We start from the raw sequence: 17,539 nt of genomic DNA, 5'->3' as shown, positions 1-17,539 counted from the left end.
ACATGAAAAATAAACAAAGAATTATGATCAACCTTACAAAACAGAAATTTATCTTATTTCTAAGTGCGCTGGCATTCGCTGCTTGTTCGCAGCAATCAAAGGAAACAGAAAACACTATGGAAGAGCCAGTGGAGACTGTAGCTCCCGAATATGTAGGTGAAGAAGTATCTTATTCTACCGATTCAGTGACCATGAATGGTTACATTGCTTATGACAAAGCAAGTACTGAAAAGCGTCCTGGTATATTGGTAGTGCACGAGTGGTGGGGACATAATGCCTATTCAAGACAGCGGGCAGATATGCTTGCTGAGCTGGGCTATGTAGCACTTGCAGTAGATATGTATGGCGATGGCAAAGAAGCTGCTCACCCACAGGACGCCATGAAATTTAGCTCTAGCGTGATGTCTAACATTGACGAAGCGCAGGCACGATTCACAAAAGCGCTAGAGAAGCTTAAAGCAAACCCGATGGTAGATGCTGAGCAGATAGCCGCTATCGGATATTGCTTTGGTGGCAGCGTGGTGCTTACCATGGCCAATATGGGTATGGATTTAGAAGCTGTTGTAGCATTCCATAGTGGCGTTCAACTTCCTGTAATGCCTGAAGCAGGCAAGCTTACTGCCAAAGTGTTGGTTTGCAATGGTGCTGACGACCCTTTTGTGTCTCCTGAAAGTGTAACAGCTTTTAAAGCCGCTATGGACGAAGCGGGTGCTCAATACAAATATGTAGATTATCAAGGTGCTGTTCATGCTTTTACAAGCAAAGGTGCAGACTCTTTGGGTGTTAAATTTGAGTTGCCATTGAAATACAATGAAGCAGCAGATAAAGCCTCATGGGATGAAATGAAAATGATGTTTGCTTCTGTTTTTGAGTAAAAGAAAATACAAACAATGATAAAAAACCCCAGGGCAGTGCCTTGGGGTTTTTTATTGGTGGTCAATGAATAGCCATTATTTTCAGGCATTAATAAGCCATATTTCAAATAAAACTAAATAAATTTATATGGATGTAGCCACCGGTCCTTTTAAACCAATTAAGAATCCGTTAGATTACACATAAACTATAAAAGAAATAGGGGACATTATGTCCCTTAGCCAATTGTTATGCATAATTACTTCAGAATTTGAGAATACTGCTGACTGTCCTTTTTTTAGGCATATTAACTGCGTGTTCAAAACAACCGTTGAACAAGACTTGGTATGTGATTAGTGATGAAGGTTATGCAGAACAAGTTAGTTACAGGTCAATTTATTCATTTACTACTGACTCAATATCTATTGATTTTTTTGGCGCAAAACGTATTTCAACTAAGATTCAAGCTATAACGGATTCAACTATTAAATCGGACAGTCTTCCTTTAATAAATTATCGATTAAAAAACGACACTCTGCAATTACGTTATGCTCGTTCTGCGTATGACACAATTGACTTGAGACTTTTACCTTTCATTCCAAAAGAGACCAAGACATCAATTAAGCAAGTTGAATCTACTCTTCTTTCACATAACTGGCTATATCAATATGAAGGAATTAAGTTTGACGCTACTTTTTTGAATATAAACTTCAGCCCTGGAATTAGATACTCACAAATGCAGGTTTATTATGGTGATAAACTTGATAGGACATTACAAATGCCACTATGGAAAGTTGAATCGTATAAAAAGCAATTGATATTAATAATTGAAAACCCTGTGGATAACTTTTATGCCAATGTCTTCTTTATAAATGAGTTGACGACAGAAGGTGAATTAAAAACTTCAACATGGCAATATGGGAATAAGTACGAGATTAAATTTGAAAAACAAACCTTAATTGACTCACTTGAACTTCTTAAAAAACGCACCAACCTTTTAGGGACTTGGTCGCTTCAATCAGCGAGTGAACGGAAGGAGCCTGAGATTGACCCAAATGATACAACATATATTTATTTGGGTCATATTCCAATTTGGGGAACAATAAATATGAACACCGTAATTGAAGAATCTGATTTAAATGAAGGCAAAATTACCTATAACTTTTACCCTGACAGTAGCTATCAACTTTTAAAAGTAAACTCCATTGTTTGTCAAGGCAAGTGGGAGCTTCAAAGAAATGGACGCGTTGTAAAACTAACAACAGAATCAAATTGGAGCGATGAGTATCAAAGTGATTGTAATGACTTCCTAATTAACCAGTTGACAGATGAGGTTTTAAGCCTTGAGCATTCAATTCCCATTTATAAAAATGATTCTACTGTTCCCAACAGGTATTTCGAACTGAAAATGATAAAAAAAATGCATAACAAGACCTATGAATGAATGGGGTTTATATGTAAAGATGTTTTGGTGGGGATAGGAAAGTCCGCCACAATTAATAAATTTAAAATAAGGCGTGGCTATGTGCGAAACGAGAGATTAGTGCTTTCTAATCCCCACTCATCATAGCCAGTCGTTGTAGGCCATAATCTCCACATGAAAAACAAATTCATCACATTAACTATTTCGGCAATTCTCGGAACGACTGCGATTTGTGGGATAATGGAATTGGAATCATTTATTCATCGAGTGAATAACCCTGAATACGCGGAAATGATTAACGAACTAGCTGAATTTGCAATTTCAGATTTGGGTCTTATACTTTTTTTCCTAGTATATCCATATCAGTTTGTCGTCCTAACTCTTCAACAACAATTTGAACGTAGAGGATTTACAGCAACTCGAACCGCCTTTACAATTTGGGTAATCTCAACCTTCATTTATTCGATCGGGTTTACCGTAGTTTTCAGGAGCCCGTATCTGGGAACATCAGACACTATTCAAACATTCTTAAGAGGATCACTATTATTTGCAGCTTACTTCCTGATTAACCTTTCAACTCACCATTTTCTATCGAACATGAGAAGGACAAAACTGGATAAGGTTTAACCTCCGTTCCCGCCATGCTTTGCATGGTGGAAAGGCACATGTCACCATGCACTCCGTTCCCGCCATGCTGTGCATGGTGGTCGAGTATCGGTTAATGTAACCATCCAAACCTGGCTCCACATGCTAAGAACACCAAAATAAATGCAATATCAGACAATTAAACCACATAAAGACTTAGAGACCATAGTAAAATGCTATTGGACTTTGGAAGTTCCGGCACAACAGAAAACCGAACGACAACTTATTTTGCCAGACGGTTGTGTTGATTTGTGTTTTAATTTTGGAGACGGCATAAAAAGGTACACCTCTGACACTGATTTTGTAATACAGCCCAGGGAAATGTTACTTGGACAAATAACCGAGCAGTTTTACATTGAGCCAACAGGTGTGGTAAACAGCTTTGCAGTTCGGTTTTATCCTTATGGTTTCGCCAACTTCATAGACTTGCCTCTTAGTGCACTTTGCGATAAGGAAACCCCTTTAAATATATTGTTCGGAGACGAAAAAGCAGAGCATTTAAGTAAGAAAATAATTGAAGCTAACTCCACCGAAGCTAGAATTCAAATAATTGAAAAATTCCTGTTTGAAATGTTTAATGACAAAACTACAATTGACAACATTGTTAAATCAACAATAGACACCATGTTGTTATCAAAGGGAAGCAAACCGTTGAACGTAATTCTGAAAGACGAAAAATCAAAGCGCAGACAGCTTGAAAGAAATTTCAACAAACAAATTGGCTTAAGCCCAAAGCAATTAAGTAAAGTAATTCGATTGCAGGCTACATTACAAATGCTTTTAAACGATACAACAAGAACACTAACGGATATAGCCTATGAAAGTGAATATTATGACCAAGCCCATTTTATTAAGGACTTCAAAGAGTTTACCGGACTTACGCCTAAAGAGTTTTTGACAGACGAAAAGATGACTCTTTCATCTGTTCTTTACAAGGGAAATTGATAGTGTCGCATTTATACAATTCTGACCTAAACCAACGAACTATAATTGCGCATATTAACAAATTAAAAACCAACCAATATGAAAAGTTATATTTCAATTTTCGAAATTCCAGCAACGAAAATTTCCAGGGCAATTGACTTTTATCAAGCAATTTTAGACGTAAAAATTGAGAAGATAGAAATGCCAGGAATGCAAATGGGGATATTGCCATATGAAGACCAGGTGGTGACAGCGGTTATAACCCAAGCTGAAGGATATAACCCTTCAGGAGATGGCGTAACAATATATTTAAATGGCGGAGACAACCTCCAGGTAATTCTTGACAAGGTGGAAAAAAATGGTGGAAAAACGCTTATCCCTAAAACACCTCACGCAGACGATAGTGGATACTTTGCTATATTTTTTGACACAGAAGGAAATAGAATTGGACTTCATTCAATGCATTAAAAATCGGCACTGTATTTTATGAAGTGACAGCTCTGGCCAAGTTTGAGAAACAAGTAATAATGATGAAACATAAACACAACGAAACAGACAAATTACATCTTAAATCGGGAGAAGGTAGAATTTACAGTTGCGGAACCATGACTGCCATTTTCAAAGCAGACGAAAATGAAACAGCAGAAAAATATAGCATTTCCGAGTGGTGGCTTGATCCAAACTCAGGAGGACCTGGCCCACATCAATATGAGGACAATGACGAAGTGTTTTACGGAATAGAAGGGACTACCTCAATACTTGTTGGCGACAATTGGATTGATGTTGGGAAAGGGGATTTTTTAAGAATTCCTGCAAAAACCATTCATGACTTTGCAAACAGGACAGATAGGAAATCAGGCATTCTAAACTTTTTTATTCCTGGCGGCTTTGAGAGAAATATGCCATCTATTGTAAAGTGGTTTGAAGAAAACAAATAGTTGTACGTTTTTCAATTGTACTGATGTTACCTTGCAATAAGTTATGATGATAAAAGAATAAAAAATATGGTGAGATCCCACTATCATATACCTCCGTTCTCTGGATGCTTTGCATGGTGGAAAGGCACATGTCACCATGCAAGGCATGGCGACAATGCGGGTAGAATATTCCAGTTAAGGAATTATAGAGGTGTGGATTAGGTTGAATTGATCAGGAACCCTTTGTAGAAGCAAACCTCTGTCTATAATCTGTTAGGCTAAATATAATACTGGTGAAATAACAAAGGTTCTGTTATCCTGATATTGAACCCACTGAAGGGAATAATTATGGGAAAACCAATTACAACAACTGAAGCGACCAAATTTTTTAAGACTGCTTTTGGCTTGGCAATTTTTACCATATTGTACAACATAGTCGAAGGGGTAATCTCTACATATTTGGGATTTGAAGATGAAAGCCTGGCCTTATTCGGATTTGGTTCTGATAGTTTTATTGAAGTGATCTCCGGGGTAGGTATTGGGCACATGATTTTAAGAATTCAGCGCAACCCAAATAGCAGAAGAGACGATTTTGAACGAACCGCATTGAAAATAACAGGAACAGCCTTTTACATTCTTGTTGTCGGACTTGTTTTAACGAGCATTTACAACATATACATTGGACACAAACCTCAGACAACTTTCTGGGGAGTAATCATCTCTTTTATTTCGATTGTTGTGATGTGGGTACTTGTGGTTTGGAAAAGGAGTGTAGGAACACGTTTGAACTCAGCACCAATTTTAGCAGATGCCAACTGTACATTGGTCTGCGTTTATATGTCTGTAATCCTGCTGGTAAGCAGTGGCATTTACGAACTTTTCGGTATTCCTTATATTGACAGCATTGGTACCCTCGGACTATCGTATTTTGCCTTTAATGAAGGAAAAGAATGTTTTGAAAAGGCAAAAAGTGATGACCTTTCCTGCTGCGACTGAATAAGAAGGCAGCATAATAGCTTGTTCTTACTATGCTTTGTTCGATGGAAAGCATGGTATTAATGTTACCATACAAGGCGTGGAGAAAAGGGAGGGAATTTATACGCACGGCCACTTGTGCTTTTAAAACAATTGGGAATCCGTTAGATTACACATAACTATAAAGGATATAGTGACAATTTTTGTGTCACTATCCAATTGTTGTGATGCATCTTACAAACTTCAAACTTCAATGATAAAAAGAAGGGTACTTTTAATAATTGACATGCAAAAAGGTTCATTCACCAAAAAGACTCCTCGATTTGATACGGACGGAGTTGTTGCACGCATTAATAAGATTGCAAACACCTTTAGAGCATCAAAGGATGCTGTCATCTATATTCAACATGACGGCACCGAATATGGAGAATTCTTGAAGAATACGGAGGAGTGGGAACTGTTGGATGAACTGCAAATTGATGTTACAGACAAAGTAATTGATAAATATGCAAATGATGCCTTCTACAAATCTATGTTGCATTCAACGCTTCAAAATTTAGGTGTTGATCAAATATTTATAACAGGGTGCGCAACTGACTTCTGTGTAGAATCAACAATACAAGCTGCCCTAACAAGAGACTACTGTATCACCGTAGTTGCCGATGCACATACGACTGGCGAGCGACCTAATTTAACGGCTAAACAAGTTATTGAGCACTATAACTGGGTCTGGCAGAATATGATACCAACAAGAGGTAAAATTGAAGTCAAGAACTGTGAAGAAATAATAACTACATCACAACATTGACTATGAATCAATGGGTTTTCTGGTCAGAATATTTTGAGAGGGATTTGAAAGTCCGTGACAAAATGTAAATTTATTGGTCATTGTCCCGTTATTCGACATTACAAATGTAGAATGCCCATATAGGATTTCCAATCCGCAATACTAAACCTGAGATGTAAAAAGATTCCGGCCTGCCTGCCGCAGGCAAGCTCAGGGCTGGAAAGACATAACGTTTAGGTTTTAAAGGCGAAACAACTCAATAAGGCGTCCCACTTTCCCTTTGCCTTTTCAAAGCCTTGGCATACCACTCCAGCTCATCTAAAAACTTATTGGTTGACTTAATATAGTATTCTTCAATGGCACTTCCATCCGCATCCAGCACTTTTTGAATTTTAGGGTACGAAGCAATCACCGGGATACTTGGTGTGCCAAGTTCTGCCAATATGGCCCTAACATGAACTGCGGCACGCATGCCTCCAAACTGTCCTGCCGAATAGGCCGCTATACCGCTGGGCTTAAAGAAATACTCCTTTTGAAAGTGGTCCAGCATGTTTTTCAATGCCGGAGGAATGCTGTGGTTGTACTCACCAGTTACTACAACAAAGGCATCTGATCCATTAAGTGCATTTGCAATGGTCTTCATGTTTACAGGAGCATCAGCTTCATCAAACTCCTTGTACATCTTGTCGAGAAAGGGCAGGGGCAGCTCCTTGGCATCTAAAACTATGGCCTTGTGCCCTCTGGATTCTAGCAGTGATTTTATAAATTTCACTGCTCTTATGCCAAGGCGTTTTTCTCTTACCGATCCATATAAAATGCTAAATGTCAATGTCATAACTTACTTTTTTGAATTTAACATAGATTCGCCACATTGGTAGCAGTACCTGGCCTCATCATTATGGGCAATGGCACCACAACGTGCACAGCCTTTTTCTTGTTCCTTCATCCTTTTGCTGTGAGAGGTTATTTCGGCAGAAACAATTCCCGTTGGTACTGCTATTATTCCATAACCGAGGATCATGATGGCGGTGGCCACAATTTGTCCTAAAGTGGTGGCTGGGGCAATATCACCATATCCAACAGTGGTAAGGGTAACAACTGCCCAATAGATGCTCCTGGGAATGCTGGTAAAACCGTTTTCACCGCCTTCAATCAGGTACATGATCGTGCCTAATATTACTGTAAGGCAAAACACCCCACCAATAAACACTATTATTTTGGCCCTGCTGGAGCGCAAAGCTCCCATAAGGGATGATGCCTCACCAAGAAAGCGAACCATTTTCAGCACCCTAAAGACCCTAAGGAGCCTGATGCTTCTGATAATAAGTAGGGAATGCGCCCCTGATACGACCAGCCCAATGAAAGTGGGCAGTATGGAAAGCAGGTCTATAATCCCGAAAAAGCTAAAGATGTACTTTTTAGGACGCTCGGAAACATAAATCCTGGCTAAATACTCGATTGAAAACAAGAGGGTAAAAATCCACTCTATGGTGTAAAGCAGCTCGCCATAATTCACTTTAATGTCCACCACACTTTCCAGCATCACCGCCAGAACACTCAATAAAATGGCAACCAGTAGCACCACATCAAAAGCCTTTCCCCAGAAAGTATCAGCCTCGAAGATGATGATGTAAAGCCGCTGCTTAAGTGTCTGATTTTTAGCCATGATTGCTAATATAACCGGAGTTGCACACAAATGCCTCGTTTCTGAGCGTCATTGCGGAATTTTTCTTCCAAACTTTTTAAATAGGAAGAAAAATGTCCGCAATCTCAATAACGAACGAGATACCGTATAAAAAGCTGATTTTATCCGGTATCTCTATGAGACAATAAGGGAGATTCCGGATAATTTTATTCCTTTCGGAAATATGTGAATAAAATTTCCGAGATGACAAGATGAAATAAGACTCCATTGGCCATGTATCAACCTGAAAATTATTTAATATCAAAATGATTTTCATATCGTAATTACTCGTAACTTTTCTAAAATCTCCTTCTAATTATGTGCCGATTATTAGCCTATTTAGGTCAACCTATCCTGATGGATAAGTTCCTGTACGAACCAGAAAACTCTATGATCAAACAGAGTTTTAATGCTAAAGAAATTGAAGAGCCACTGAATGGTGATGGCTTCGGGTTGGGGTGGTTCGTGCCTGAAATTGACAAAGACCCTGCAGTTTTTGTGTCTGTTTATCCGGCCTGGAACAACAGGAATTTACGCTATCTGGCACCCAAGATCAGGTCAAATTGCCTGGTGGCTCATGTGCGGGCGGCCAGTGTGGGTGATGTTTCAGAGTCCAATTGCCACCCGTTTCATTATAAAAACTATCTGATGGCGCATAATGGCGGGGTAGAGAATTTTGAGAGAATAAAGAGACCGATAAAAACCCTGCTCTCTGATGATATGTATTTATGGGTGAAAGGGCAGACAGACTCAGAGCACCTTTTTGCTCTTTTCCTTCATTATCTGAAACAGAAAAGGGTAGATTATACTGCTGATGATGTGGCTGATAGCTTTCAGGAAATGATCCATACCATGAACAAGCTGATGCAGGAGCATGGCATAGAAGAAGAGGCCTATCTGAATATGGTTTTTATAGATGGAGAACGAATGGTGGGCCTGCGTTATGTGTCAGATACTACAGCTCAGCCACTCTCGCTTTATTATTCTGAAGGCAGCAGGTATATATGTGAAGATGGTGCCTGTCGCATGGTATCAGCAGAAGGTAAAGATCGTTCGGTTATGATTGTCTCTGAAAAATTGACGGATTTTGCTGAAGACTGGAGACCTATACCTGCCAATCATATGATGATGGTTTATAAGGATTTATCTATTAAACTGAGAAAAATAGAAAGTTAGTCTTGCGTAACGCTATCTTTGCGCAAAATATAAAAATATGTCTTTCTCCTCATTAGGAATTTCACAACCATTCATTAAAGCTCTGGATGAGCTAAAAATAAAAACCCCATCTCCGGTTCAGGAGCAATCCATCCCATTTCTTTTAACCAAAGGAACAGATTTTATTGCCCAGGCGCCTACTGGAACGGGAAAGACCGCAGCCTATGGTTTGCCACTATTGGCAAGAATCAACCCTGCATCACCTCATATTCAAGGGCTGGTATTAGCCCCAACAAGGGAATTGGGACAGCAGGTGGCCAAGCAGTTGTTCAAGTTCACTAAATACTCTGAAAAGATCTTCACTGAAGCCGTTTATGGTGGCGCTAAAATAGAGGCTCAGATTTCAGCACTAAAAAGACCAACACAAATTGTGGTGGCCACACCCGGTCGTCTGGTTGACCTGCTTCAGAAAAATGCCATTGACCTTTCTCATGTAAAGACAGTGGTGCTTGATGAGGCAGATGAAATGTTGAGCATGGGCTTCAAAAAGGAGCTAACGAGGATATTAAAGCATACTACTGGAAAGACCAATACGTGGTTATTTTCTGCAACCATGCCACCAGATATTAAGGCCATCATTAAAGACTATATGGCCCCCGATGCGCATAGAGTTACTATTGGTAGTGATCGTTTGAATAAAGACATTGCTCATCAGTACACCATCACGATGGCGGAAGATAAGCTTGATACTTTGGTGAAATTTCTAAAGGAATCTGGTGAAGACAGAGGTATGATTTTTTGTAAAACCAAAGTTGCTGCTCAAACTTTAGGGAAACAGTTAATAGCCAAAAACCTTTCTGCAGAGGCCATACATGGTGATTTGCTTCAAAAAGAGCGTGATAAAATCATGCGTGCTTTCAAAAATGAGAGCTTGCAATTTTTGATAGCTACTGATATAGCCGCCAGGGGAATTGATGTTAAAGATTTGGCATTCGTAGCTCATTACGAACTCCCTGATCAGATCGAATATTATATTCACAGAAGTGGAAGAACGGGTAGGGCTGGTAATAAAGGACTTTCATTGATGTTCCTGACCAAAGGTGATATGAAGCAGCTAGACTTCCTTCAGGAAAAGCTTCAAATTGGTATAGGTAAGGTTAGGGTTTAGAAGATATCAAATCGGCCTATAATTTATAAATACAAATGGCTATATAAAAGCCAAGGTTTGTAGTGTAAAGATGTCCGCTCCATCATTTATGGATTCATGATTTTAGACTGTTAAAAAAAACACGTTTGAGAGGTAGTTCAGGAGCGGGTTGTGCAGTAAGAATTACAACTTTGGTGTATAGCTTTTGGCAGTTTAATGTCATACAATCCTGATGATTTATCCTTAAGATTTAATTTTCAATCGATTGCCGCGCCTGTATTGAAATAATATTTCCATTTCATTATTCCTTGAAGTCACAGTCAATATACTGCATTATAAAGAATTGACGTATTGATTTGCGCATAGTGGTGTAGTATTGATGTAGTCCTATTTAGTACTTTTCCTTTCCTTGTTGAGTAAGATTGTTGAAGTGTGCAAACGTTTTCATGCACATCTTATTAACTCAACTATGCTTATGAAAAATTTTATACTATTTATTGTTGTCTTGTTTGCCTCATTAAACTTGAATGCTCAAGGACTTCCATTAGATTTTGAGTTGCCATCAGAGGACTACACATTTACCACATTTGGTGATGCTGTATTTGTAGTGGCAGCAGACCCTGATGATGCAGGAAATAATGCCTTGAAGATGACGAGACCAGCTAGTACTAACTGGTGGAGTGGAGGAACTATTGCATTAGATGTTCCTGTCGATGCCACTACTGGAGCGTTCAGTATGGACGTTTATTCAAGCAGAGCCCTTGGTTATGTAGAACTTAAGTTAGAGCAGATCCCGGGAGTTGAAACAATCATGTCAACGACTCATGGCGGCACAGGCTGGGAAACGCTGACCTTTGATACCAGCACAGGAGCAATTAATGGAACACCAAGTGCGGCTGTAATAGTAGTAGTAACTCCAAGGATAACTAATGACGGAGGTGTTGCTACCAATCCGGTATCAGAAGAGATTTATTACTTTGATAACATTCAGTCAGCAGGTGGAGGAGATCCCTCCATTGAGTTACCATTGGATTTTGAGTTAGTAGGCGTTGACTACCTGAGAGAAGTATTCGGTGGAGGCTCAGCTGTAGTGGCGGCAGACCCGGAGGATGCAGGAAATAAGGTGCTTCAGTTTGACAGGCCAGTAGGTGCCAATTGGTGGAGCGGAGGAGTTATAGATTTAGATGCCCCAGTTGATGCGAGCACAGGAACCTTCACTATGGACTTATATTCTACAATTGAACTTGGTTACGTAGAGCTGAAGTTTGAACAGGGAGCTGACAATATTAGTATGTCTGCTACCCATGGTGGTACAGGTTGGGAGACACTTATCTTTGATACAAGTACAGGAACCATGGCAGGCACACCTAGTGCTGCCACTGTATTGGTTTTTACCCCAAGGATAACGAATAGTGAACCTCCTGCTGCTAATCCAACTGTTGCTGAAGTTTATTACATTGATAACATTGCAGTAGGCGCAGGTGGAGGAGATCCCTCCATTGAGTTACCATTGGATTTTGAATTGGTAGGTGTTGATTATCTAAGAGAAGTATTCGGTGGAGGCTCAGCTGTAGTGGCGGCAGACCCGGAGGATGCAGGAAATAAGGTGCTTCAGTTTGACAGGCCAGTAGGTGCTAACTGGTGGAGTGGTGGAGTTATAGATTTAGATGCCCCAGTTGATGCGAGCACAGGAACCTTCACTATGGACTTATATTCGACCATAGTGCTTGATTATGTAGAACTTAAGTTTGAACAGGGAGCCGACAATATTAGTATGTCTGCTACCCATGGTGGTACGGGCTGGGAGACACTTACCTTTGATACAAGTACAGGTACTATGGCAGGTACACCTAGTGCTGCCACTGTATTGGTTTTTACCCCAAGGATAACGAATAGTGAACCTCCTGCTGCAAATCCAACCGTTGCTGAAGTTTATTTCATTGATAACATTCAGTCAGCAGGTGGAGGCGGAGGAGACCCTTCCATTGAGTTGCCATTGGATTTTGAGTTAGTAGGTGTTGATTATCTAAGGGAAGTATTCGGTGGAGGCTCAGCTGTAGTGGCAGCAGACCCGGAGGATGCAGGAAATAAGGTGCTTCAGTTTGACAGGCCAGTAGGTGCTAACTGGTGGAGTGGTGGAGTTATAGATTTGGATGCCCCAGTTGATGCGAGCACAGGAACCTTCACCATGGACTTGTATTCTACAATTGAACTTGGTTACGTAGAGCTGAAGTTTGAACAGGGAGCCGACAATATTAGTATGTCTGCTACCCATGGCGGTACAGGTTGGGAGACACTTACCTTTGATACAAGTACAGGAACCATGGCAGGCACACCTAGTGCTGCCACTGTATTGGTTTTTACCCCAAGGATAACGAATAGTGAACCTCCTGCTGCTAATCCAACCGTTGCTGAAGTTTATTACATTGATAACATTGAAGTAGGAGCAGGCGGAGGAGATCCCTCCATTGAGTTACCATTGGATTTTGAATTGGTAGGTGTTGATTATCTAAGAGAAGTATTCGGTGGAGGCTCGGCTGTAGTGGCAGCAGACCCGGAGGATGCAGGAAATAAGGTGCTTCAGTTTGATAGGCCAGTAGGTGCTAATTGGTGGAGCGGAGGAGTTATAGATTTAGATGCCCCAGTTGATGCGAGCACAGGAACCTTCACTATGGACTTATATTCTACAATTGAACTTGGTTATGTAGAGCTGAAGTTTGAACAGGGAGCCGACAATATTAGTATGTCTGCTACCCATGGTGGTACAGGTTGGGAGACGCTTACCTTTGATACAAGTACAGGAACCATGGCAGGCACACCTAGTGCTGCCACTGTATTGGTTTTTACCCCAAGGATAACGAATAGTGAACCTCCTGCTGCTAATCCAACTGTTGCTGAAGTTTATTACATTGATAACATTGAAGTAGGAGCAGGTGGAGGTGGTGGAGGTACCACACCAAATGGTTCTGAGTTAGTTATTAATGGTGGTTTTGAAGAGGGGCCTGGTCAAACAGCATGGGAATTTCTGGATCAGGGTGGTTCAGTAAGTATTACTGATACTGATAAACGCGATGGCACTTATTCTGCATTAATTGTAGCTGATGTAGCCGGTAATGGAGGTGCGGCATCCTTTCCAGTTCTAAATCAATTGGTTTTTGGTGAAAACGAAGTTGCTCCAGGCGATAAAATTAGGGTGACATTTAACGTCAAGGCCATATCTGGTACGGCAGCTCCTGTATACAAAGCGGCATTATTTTCAAATTTTACAGGATCCGGAGCATTCAGACATGATATTACTTTTCCTGCTATTACAGGTGAATGGCAAACAGTTACCGCAGACATTACGACAAATGGAGCGCTAGATCCTGCCAATGGGCTTGGCATTCAATTTCAGGCAGATTGCGGTGCAAACCCTGACTGTAGCGCTGAAGTTTACATAGATAATGTAAGTGCTTTTGTACTGGGCGATATAGATACAGGAAGACCAGTCATTACACTAAATGGAGATAATCCATTTGAACTTGAAACAGGAACACCATTTGTCGAGCCAGGTTTTACTGCTTCAGACAATGTTGATGGTAATCTTACGGCTAGTGTGGTTGTGAGTGGTGATGTAGTGGATGAAAATGTAGAAGGTTCTTATGAAATTAGATATAATGTATCCGATGCGGAAGGCAATAAGGCCATAGAAATGACCAGAATTGTAAATGTTGGCGAAGGTGGAGGCGGTGTAGATGTAGGGCCTTCTTTAATACCTAATGGTGGTTTTGAGGATGGCGTTGCACAAACAGATTGGGAATTTCTTACTAACAATGGCACCATAGAGATAATTGATACTGACAAAAATGGTGGAACATATTCTGCAAAATTAGTGGCTGATGTTCCTGGCACCACAGCTTCAAATCCAATTATACAGCAGGAAGGATTTGCACTAAATGAAGTGAAGCCGGGAGATGTTGTGAGAGTTAGTTTTGATGTAAAAGCGTTAGTAACTCAACCTGGAGCCGATGTAAAGGCGGCATTATTATCTAATCGTGCAAATGGCGCAGGCGCTACCAGATATGATATAAGTTTTACACCTACAGGAGCATGGCAGTCGGTTACACAGGATATTACTATAGACAATCTCTTTGTTTCTGCGAATGGACTTTCAATACAATTCGAAGCAGGTTGCGGAGGAGTAACAGGTTGTAATATTGAAATGTATGTGGATAATGTAAGTGTTTCTTTAGTTGGTGGCGGAGTAGATCCAGGTTCGGTTGAGTTGCCAATAGACTTCGAACTACCGTCAGAGGATTACACTTTTGCAACATTTGGTAGTGCCGTATTTGCGATAGCTACAGATCCTGAAGACGCAGGAAATAATGTATTGAAGATGACACGTCCTGCAGGCACTAATTGGTGGAGTGGTGGTACGATATCATTAGAAGTTCCCATTGATGCGACTACAGGCGCTTTCACTATGGACGTTTATTCAAGCATTGCCCTGGGTTATGTAGAACTTAAGTTAGAGCAGACACCAGGAGTTGAAACAATCATGTCAACAACTCATGGAGGTACAGGTTGGGAGACTTTAACCTTTGATACCAGCACAGGAGCCATTAATGGCGTACCAAGTGCGGCTGCATTAGTAGTTGTAACACCAAGGATAACTAATAGTGAACCTCCTGCTACCAACCCGGTTGCAGAAGAGATTTATTATTTTGATAATATTCAAGTGGCAGGTGGAGTTGACCCAGATCCAAATTGCGAATCTGGCCTAACAGGAAATACACCAGGTGTGGATTACGTGTTAGTTTGGGCGGATGAGTTTGATGCAGAAGGTGCAGTTTGTTCAGAAAACTGGTTCCACCAAACTCAACTGCCAGCAGGCGGAAGTTGGTTTAATGGCGAACTTCAGCATTATACAGATCGTCTGGACAACTCGTTTGTTGCCGATGGCAATTTGAATATTGTTGCTAAGAAAGAGTCATTTACAGATCAAGGCGAAACCAAAGAATACACTTCGGCAAGGCTTAATTCCAAATATGCTTTCACATATGGCAGAGTTGACGTTAGGGCGATACTGCCAAGTGGAGATGGCACGTGGCCTGCAATTTGGACATTAGGAAGAAACATAAATGAGCCAGGAGGATATTGGCATGATGAATTTGGTGAATTAAATTGGCCGGCTCCAGGTGAAATTGATATCATGGAACATGGGCTTCAGGCTGATGGCGTTATTCTCGGATCAACTCATACACCATCTGGTTTTGGTGGTGCTTCAAATACTGGAAGCACAACAGTAAGTGATTATAACACCGCTTACCATGTATATTCAATTATCTGGGATGCTGAGAAAATAGACTTTTTGATTGATGATGTAGTTTTCCACACTTACAATCCTGAGGTTAAGAATGCAGATACCTGGCCTTTTGATTCACCTCAATACTTATTGTTGAACGTAGCAATGGGAGGCGTAGCAGGTACAATAGATCCTTTATTTACAGAAAGTTCTATGGTAATTGATTATGTAAGGGTTTATCAACAAAATCCTGGTGCTGACGCTACTTTAAGTGACCTATTGGTAGACGGAGAAACAATTGATGGGTTCGATTCATACATTATCAATTATACTGTTGAATTACCAGCTGGTACTGAGTTGGTACCTACAGTAACGGCAGCAACAACAAATAACGCTGCAAGTGCAGTGGTAACGCCTGCCAGTAGTATACCAGGTACTACAGAAATTGTGGTTACATCGGAAGATATGTCAGCAACTAAAACATATTTTGTCGAGTTTATAGAAGCAACTGGGACTGATGCCACGTTAAGTGATCTTCAAGTTGACGGCACTACAATAGCTGGATTTGATGCAAACACCTTAAATTATAGTGTTCAGGTGCCTAAGGGAACTACTTCCGTACCTGTGGTGACTGTTATTACAAATGATGCTTCAGCAAGTGCAGTGGTAACTCCAGCAGGTAGTATTCCTGGAACAACAGAAATAGTGGTAACATCTGGAGATGCATCAGTTTCTAAAACTTATAATGTTGAATTTACAGAAGTAGCGGGTTCAGATGCTACATTGAGTGACCTTAAAATAAATGGAACTACTGTTTCGGGCTTTAGTGCAGACATCTTGACCTATGCTGCTGAATTGCCTTCAGGTACGACCACAGTGCCAACAGTAAGTTTCACAACTTCTGATGCGGCTGCTACTGCAGAAATAACTGCTGCATCTGCTCTTCCGGGCACTACGTCAATTCTGGTAACATCTGAAGACGCTTTAGATACTAAAACTTATACGATAAGCTTTACCGTTGCAGATAAACAAGATCAGCTTATTGAATTTCAGGATATTGAAAACATTTCACTGGCAGCCGAATCCATAGAATTAAGTGCAGAAGCCAGCTCAGGCTTAGCAGTTAGTTTTAGCTCGTCATCTGATAAAATTGAGATAGTTGAATCTAGCGCTACTTTGCTAAGCCCTGGTAGGGTAAGTATTGTCGCTCTTCAAGCGGGAAATGCAAGTTTTGAAGCTGCACCTTCTGTTGAACAGAGTTTCTGTATAAACCCAGTGAAACCAGTGATTACTGCTAATGTGGAAAGTGATGAAGTCATTATTTTAACCTCTAGCAGTAGTTTTGGTAACCAATGGTATGTTAATGGAACTTTGATATCAGGAGCAACTGCAAATACATTTGAAACTACTGAGATTGGTAATTATACCGTGAAAGTAAGGGTTGATGATTGTGTGAGTCCGCTATCAGATGAGTTATCCCTTGTAGTGACAGGCTTTAACCAATTAGCTTCTGGGATCAATATTTATCCTAACCCTGTTCAGGGTGTGTTACAACTTACAGGAATTAAAGGTGAAATAATTAATTATCAATTCTTTGATGCATCAGGTAGAAATGTTCCTGTTCAATTAGTAGAAGGAGAGGGCGTTTACAGAGCGGATATATCGAATTTAAACAATGGAATATATCTTCTGAAAGTCAACGTTAATGACCAATCATTGCAGTTTAGAATAGTTAAAGAATAAGTA

At 40.4% G+C, this 17,539-nt stretch carries 12 protein-coding genes; 10 read left to right on the top strand and 2 right to left on the bottom strand.

What is annotated here, in order from left to right; translation table 11 throughout:
• Positions 1-2 precede the first annotated feature (2 nt).
• From RIB54_RS02960 to RIB54_RS02930, 7 genes are all read left to right on the top strand, one after another.
• Positions 3-875 (top strand): dienelactone hydrolase family protein, encoded by an 873-nt coding sequence (locus tag RIB54_RS02960; RefSeq protein WP_350099207.1) that lies wholly within the window; start codon positions 3-5, stop codon positions 873-875.
• A gap of 308 nt (positions 876-1,183) precedes the next feature.
• A complete protein-coding gene (locus tag RIB54_RS02955) occupies positions 1,184-2,296 on the top strand; it encodes a hypothetical protein (RefSeq protein WP_350099206.1) in 1,113 nt (370 codons plus the stop codon).
• Positions 2,297-3,043: 747 nt separating this feature from the next.
• On the top strand, positions 3,044-3,865 hold the full coding sequence (locus tag RIB54_RS02950) for an AraC family transcriptional regulator (protein ID WP_350099205.1): 822 nt from the start codon (positions 3,044-3,046) through the stop codon (positions 3,863-3,865).
• 78 nt (positions 3,866-3,943) lie between these two features.
• Positions 3,944-4,312, top strand: coding sequence for a VOC family protein (locus RIB54_RS02945; RefSeq protein ID WP_350099204.1), 369 nt, complete (start codon positions 3,944-3,946; stop codon positions 4,310-4,312).
• Positions 4,313-4,371: 59 nt separating this feature from the next.
• Positions 4,372-4,782 carry a cupin domain-containing protein gene (locus RIB54_RS02940; protein ID WP_350099202.1) on the top strand — a complete coding sequence of 137 codons (411 nt, stop codon included), beginning with the start codon at positions 4,372-4,374 and terminating at the stop codon, positions 4,780-4,782.
• Between the two features lie 327 nt (positions 4,783-5,109).
• Entirely contained in the window at positions 5,110-5,757 is a 648-nt protein-coding gene (locus tag RIB54_RS02935) for a cation efflux transmembrane domain-containing protein (RefSeq protein ID WP_350099201.1), read from the top strand.
• A 232-nt stretch (positions 5,758-5,989) separates the two neighbouring features.
• On the top strand, positions 5,990-6,544 hold the full coding sequence (locus tag RIB54_RS02930; RefSeq protein WP_350099200.1) for an isochorismatase family protein: 555 nt from the start codon (positions 5,990-5,992) through the stop codon (positions 6,542-6,544).
• Positions 6,545-6,779: 235 nt separating this feature from the next.
• On the opposite strand, the gene RIB54_RS02925 is transcribed toward RIB54_RS02930, so the two are convergent.
• Both RIB54_RS02925 and RIB54_RS02920 read right to left on the bottom strand, forming a co-directional pair.
• Positions 6,780-7,358, bottom strand: a complete 579-nt coding sequence (locus RIB54_RS02925; RefSeq protein WP_350099199.1) for an NADPH-dependent FMN reductase — start codon at positions 7,356-7,358, stop codon at positions 6,780-6,782.
• 3 nt (positions 7,359-7,361) lie between these two features.
• Entirely contained in the window at positions 7,362-8,189 is an 828-nt protein-coding gene (locus RIB54_RS02920; RefSeq protein WP_350099198.1) for an ion transporter, read from the bottom strand.
• A gap of 375 nt (positions 8,190-8,564) precedes the next feature.
• Here RIB54_RS02920 and RIB54_RS02915 point away from each other — a divergent pair, with 375 nt between their 5' ends.
• The 3 genes from RIB54_RS02915 (at position 8,565) to RIB54_RS02905 (ending at position 17,536) form a co-directional block, all read left to right on the top strand.
• Positions 8,565-9,383, top strand: a complete 819-nt coding sequence (locus tag RIB54_RS02915; protein ID WP_350066223.1) for a class II glutamine amidotransferase — start codon at positions 8,565-8,567, stop codon at positions 9,381-9,383.
• 37 nt (positions 9,384-9,420) lie between these two features.
• On the top strand, positions 9,421-10,530 hold the full coding sequence (locus RIB54_RS02910; protein ID WP_350099197.1) for a DEAD/DEAH box helicase: 1,110 nt from the start codon (positions 9,421-9,423) through the stop codon (positions 10,528-10,530).
• A gap of 454 nt (positions 10,531-10,984) precedes the next feature.
• A complete protein-coding gene (locus RIB54_RS02905) occupies positions 10,985-17,536 on the top strand; it encodes an immunoglobulin-like domain-containing protein (RefSeq protein WP_350099196.1) in 6,552 nt (2,183 codons plus the stop codon).
• Positions 17,537-17,539: the final 3 nt, after the last annotated feature.

This window comes from Fulvivirga sp. (assembly GCF_040218215.1).
GTDB lineage: Bacteria > Bacteroidota > Bacteroidia > Cytophagales > Cyclobacteriaceae > Fulvivirga.
This window is presented reverse-complemented; position numbering and strand designations above follow the sequence as displayed.

Bases quoted from the DNA above. Each gene is read 5' to 3' on its own strand.
- RIB54_RS02960 (WP_350099207.1), top strand. From the start codon at position 3: ATGAAAAATAAACAAAGAATTATGATCAACCTTACAAAACAGAAATTT.
- RIB54_RS02950 (WP_350099205.1), top strand. From the start codon at position 3,044: ATGCAATATCAGACAATTAAACCACATAAAGACTTAGAGACCATAGTA.
- RIB54_RS02945 (WP_350099204.1), top strand. From the start codon at position 3,944: ATGAAAAGTTATATTTCAATTTTCGAAATTCCAGCAACGAAAATTTCC.
- RIB54_RS02940 (WP_350099202.1), top strand. From the start codon at position 4,372: ATGATGAAACATAAACACAACGAAACAGACAAATTACATCTTAAATCG.
- RIB54_RS02935 (WP_350099201.1), top strand. From the start codon at position 5,110: ATGGGAAAACCAATTACAACAACTGAAGCGACCAAATTTTTTAAGACT.
- RIB54_RS02930 (WP_350099200.1), top strand. From the start codon at position 5,990: ATGATAAAAAGAAGGGTACTTTTAATAATTGACATGCAAAAAGGTTCA.
- RIB54_RS02925 (WP_350099199.1), bottom strand. From the start codon at position 7,358: ATGACATTGACATTTAGCATTTTATATGGATCGGTAAGAGAAAAACGC.
- RIB54_RS02920 (WP_350099198.1), bottom strand. From the start codon at position 8,189: ATGGCTAAAAATCAGACACTTAAGCAGCGGCTTTACATCATCATCTTC.
- RIB54_RS02915 (WP_350066223.1), top strand. From the start codon at position 8,565: ATGGATAAGTTCCTGTACGAACCAGAAAACTCTATGATCAAACAGAGT.
- RIB54_RS02910 (WP_350099197.1), top strand. From the start codon at position 9,421: ATGTCTTTCTCCTCATTAGGAATTTCACAACCATTCATTAAAGCTCTG.
- RIB54_RS02905 (WP_350099196.1), top strand. From the start codon at position 10,985: ATGAAAAATTTTATACTATTTATTGTTGTCTTGTTTGCCTCATTAAAC.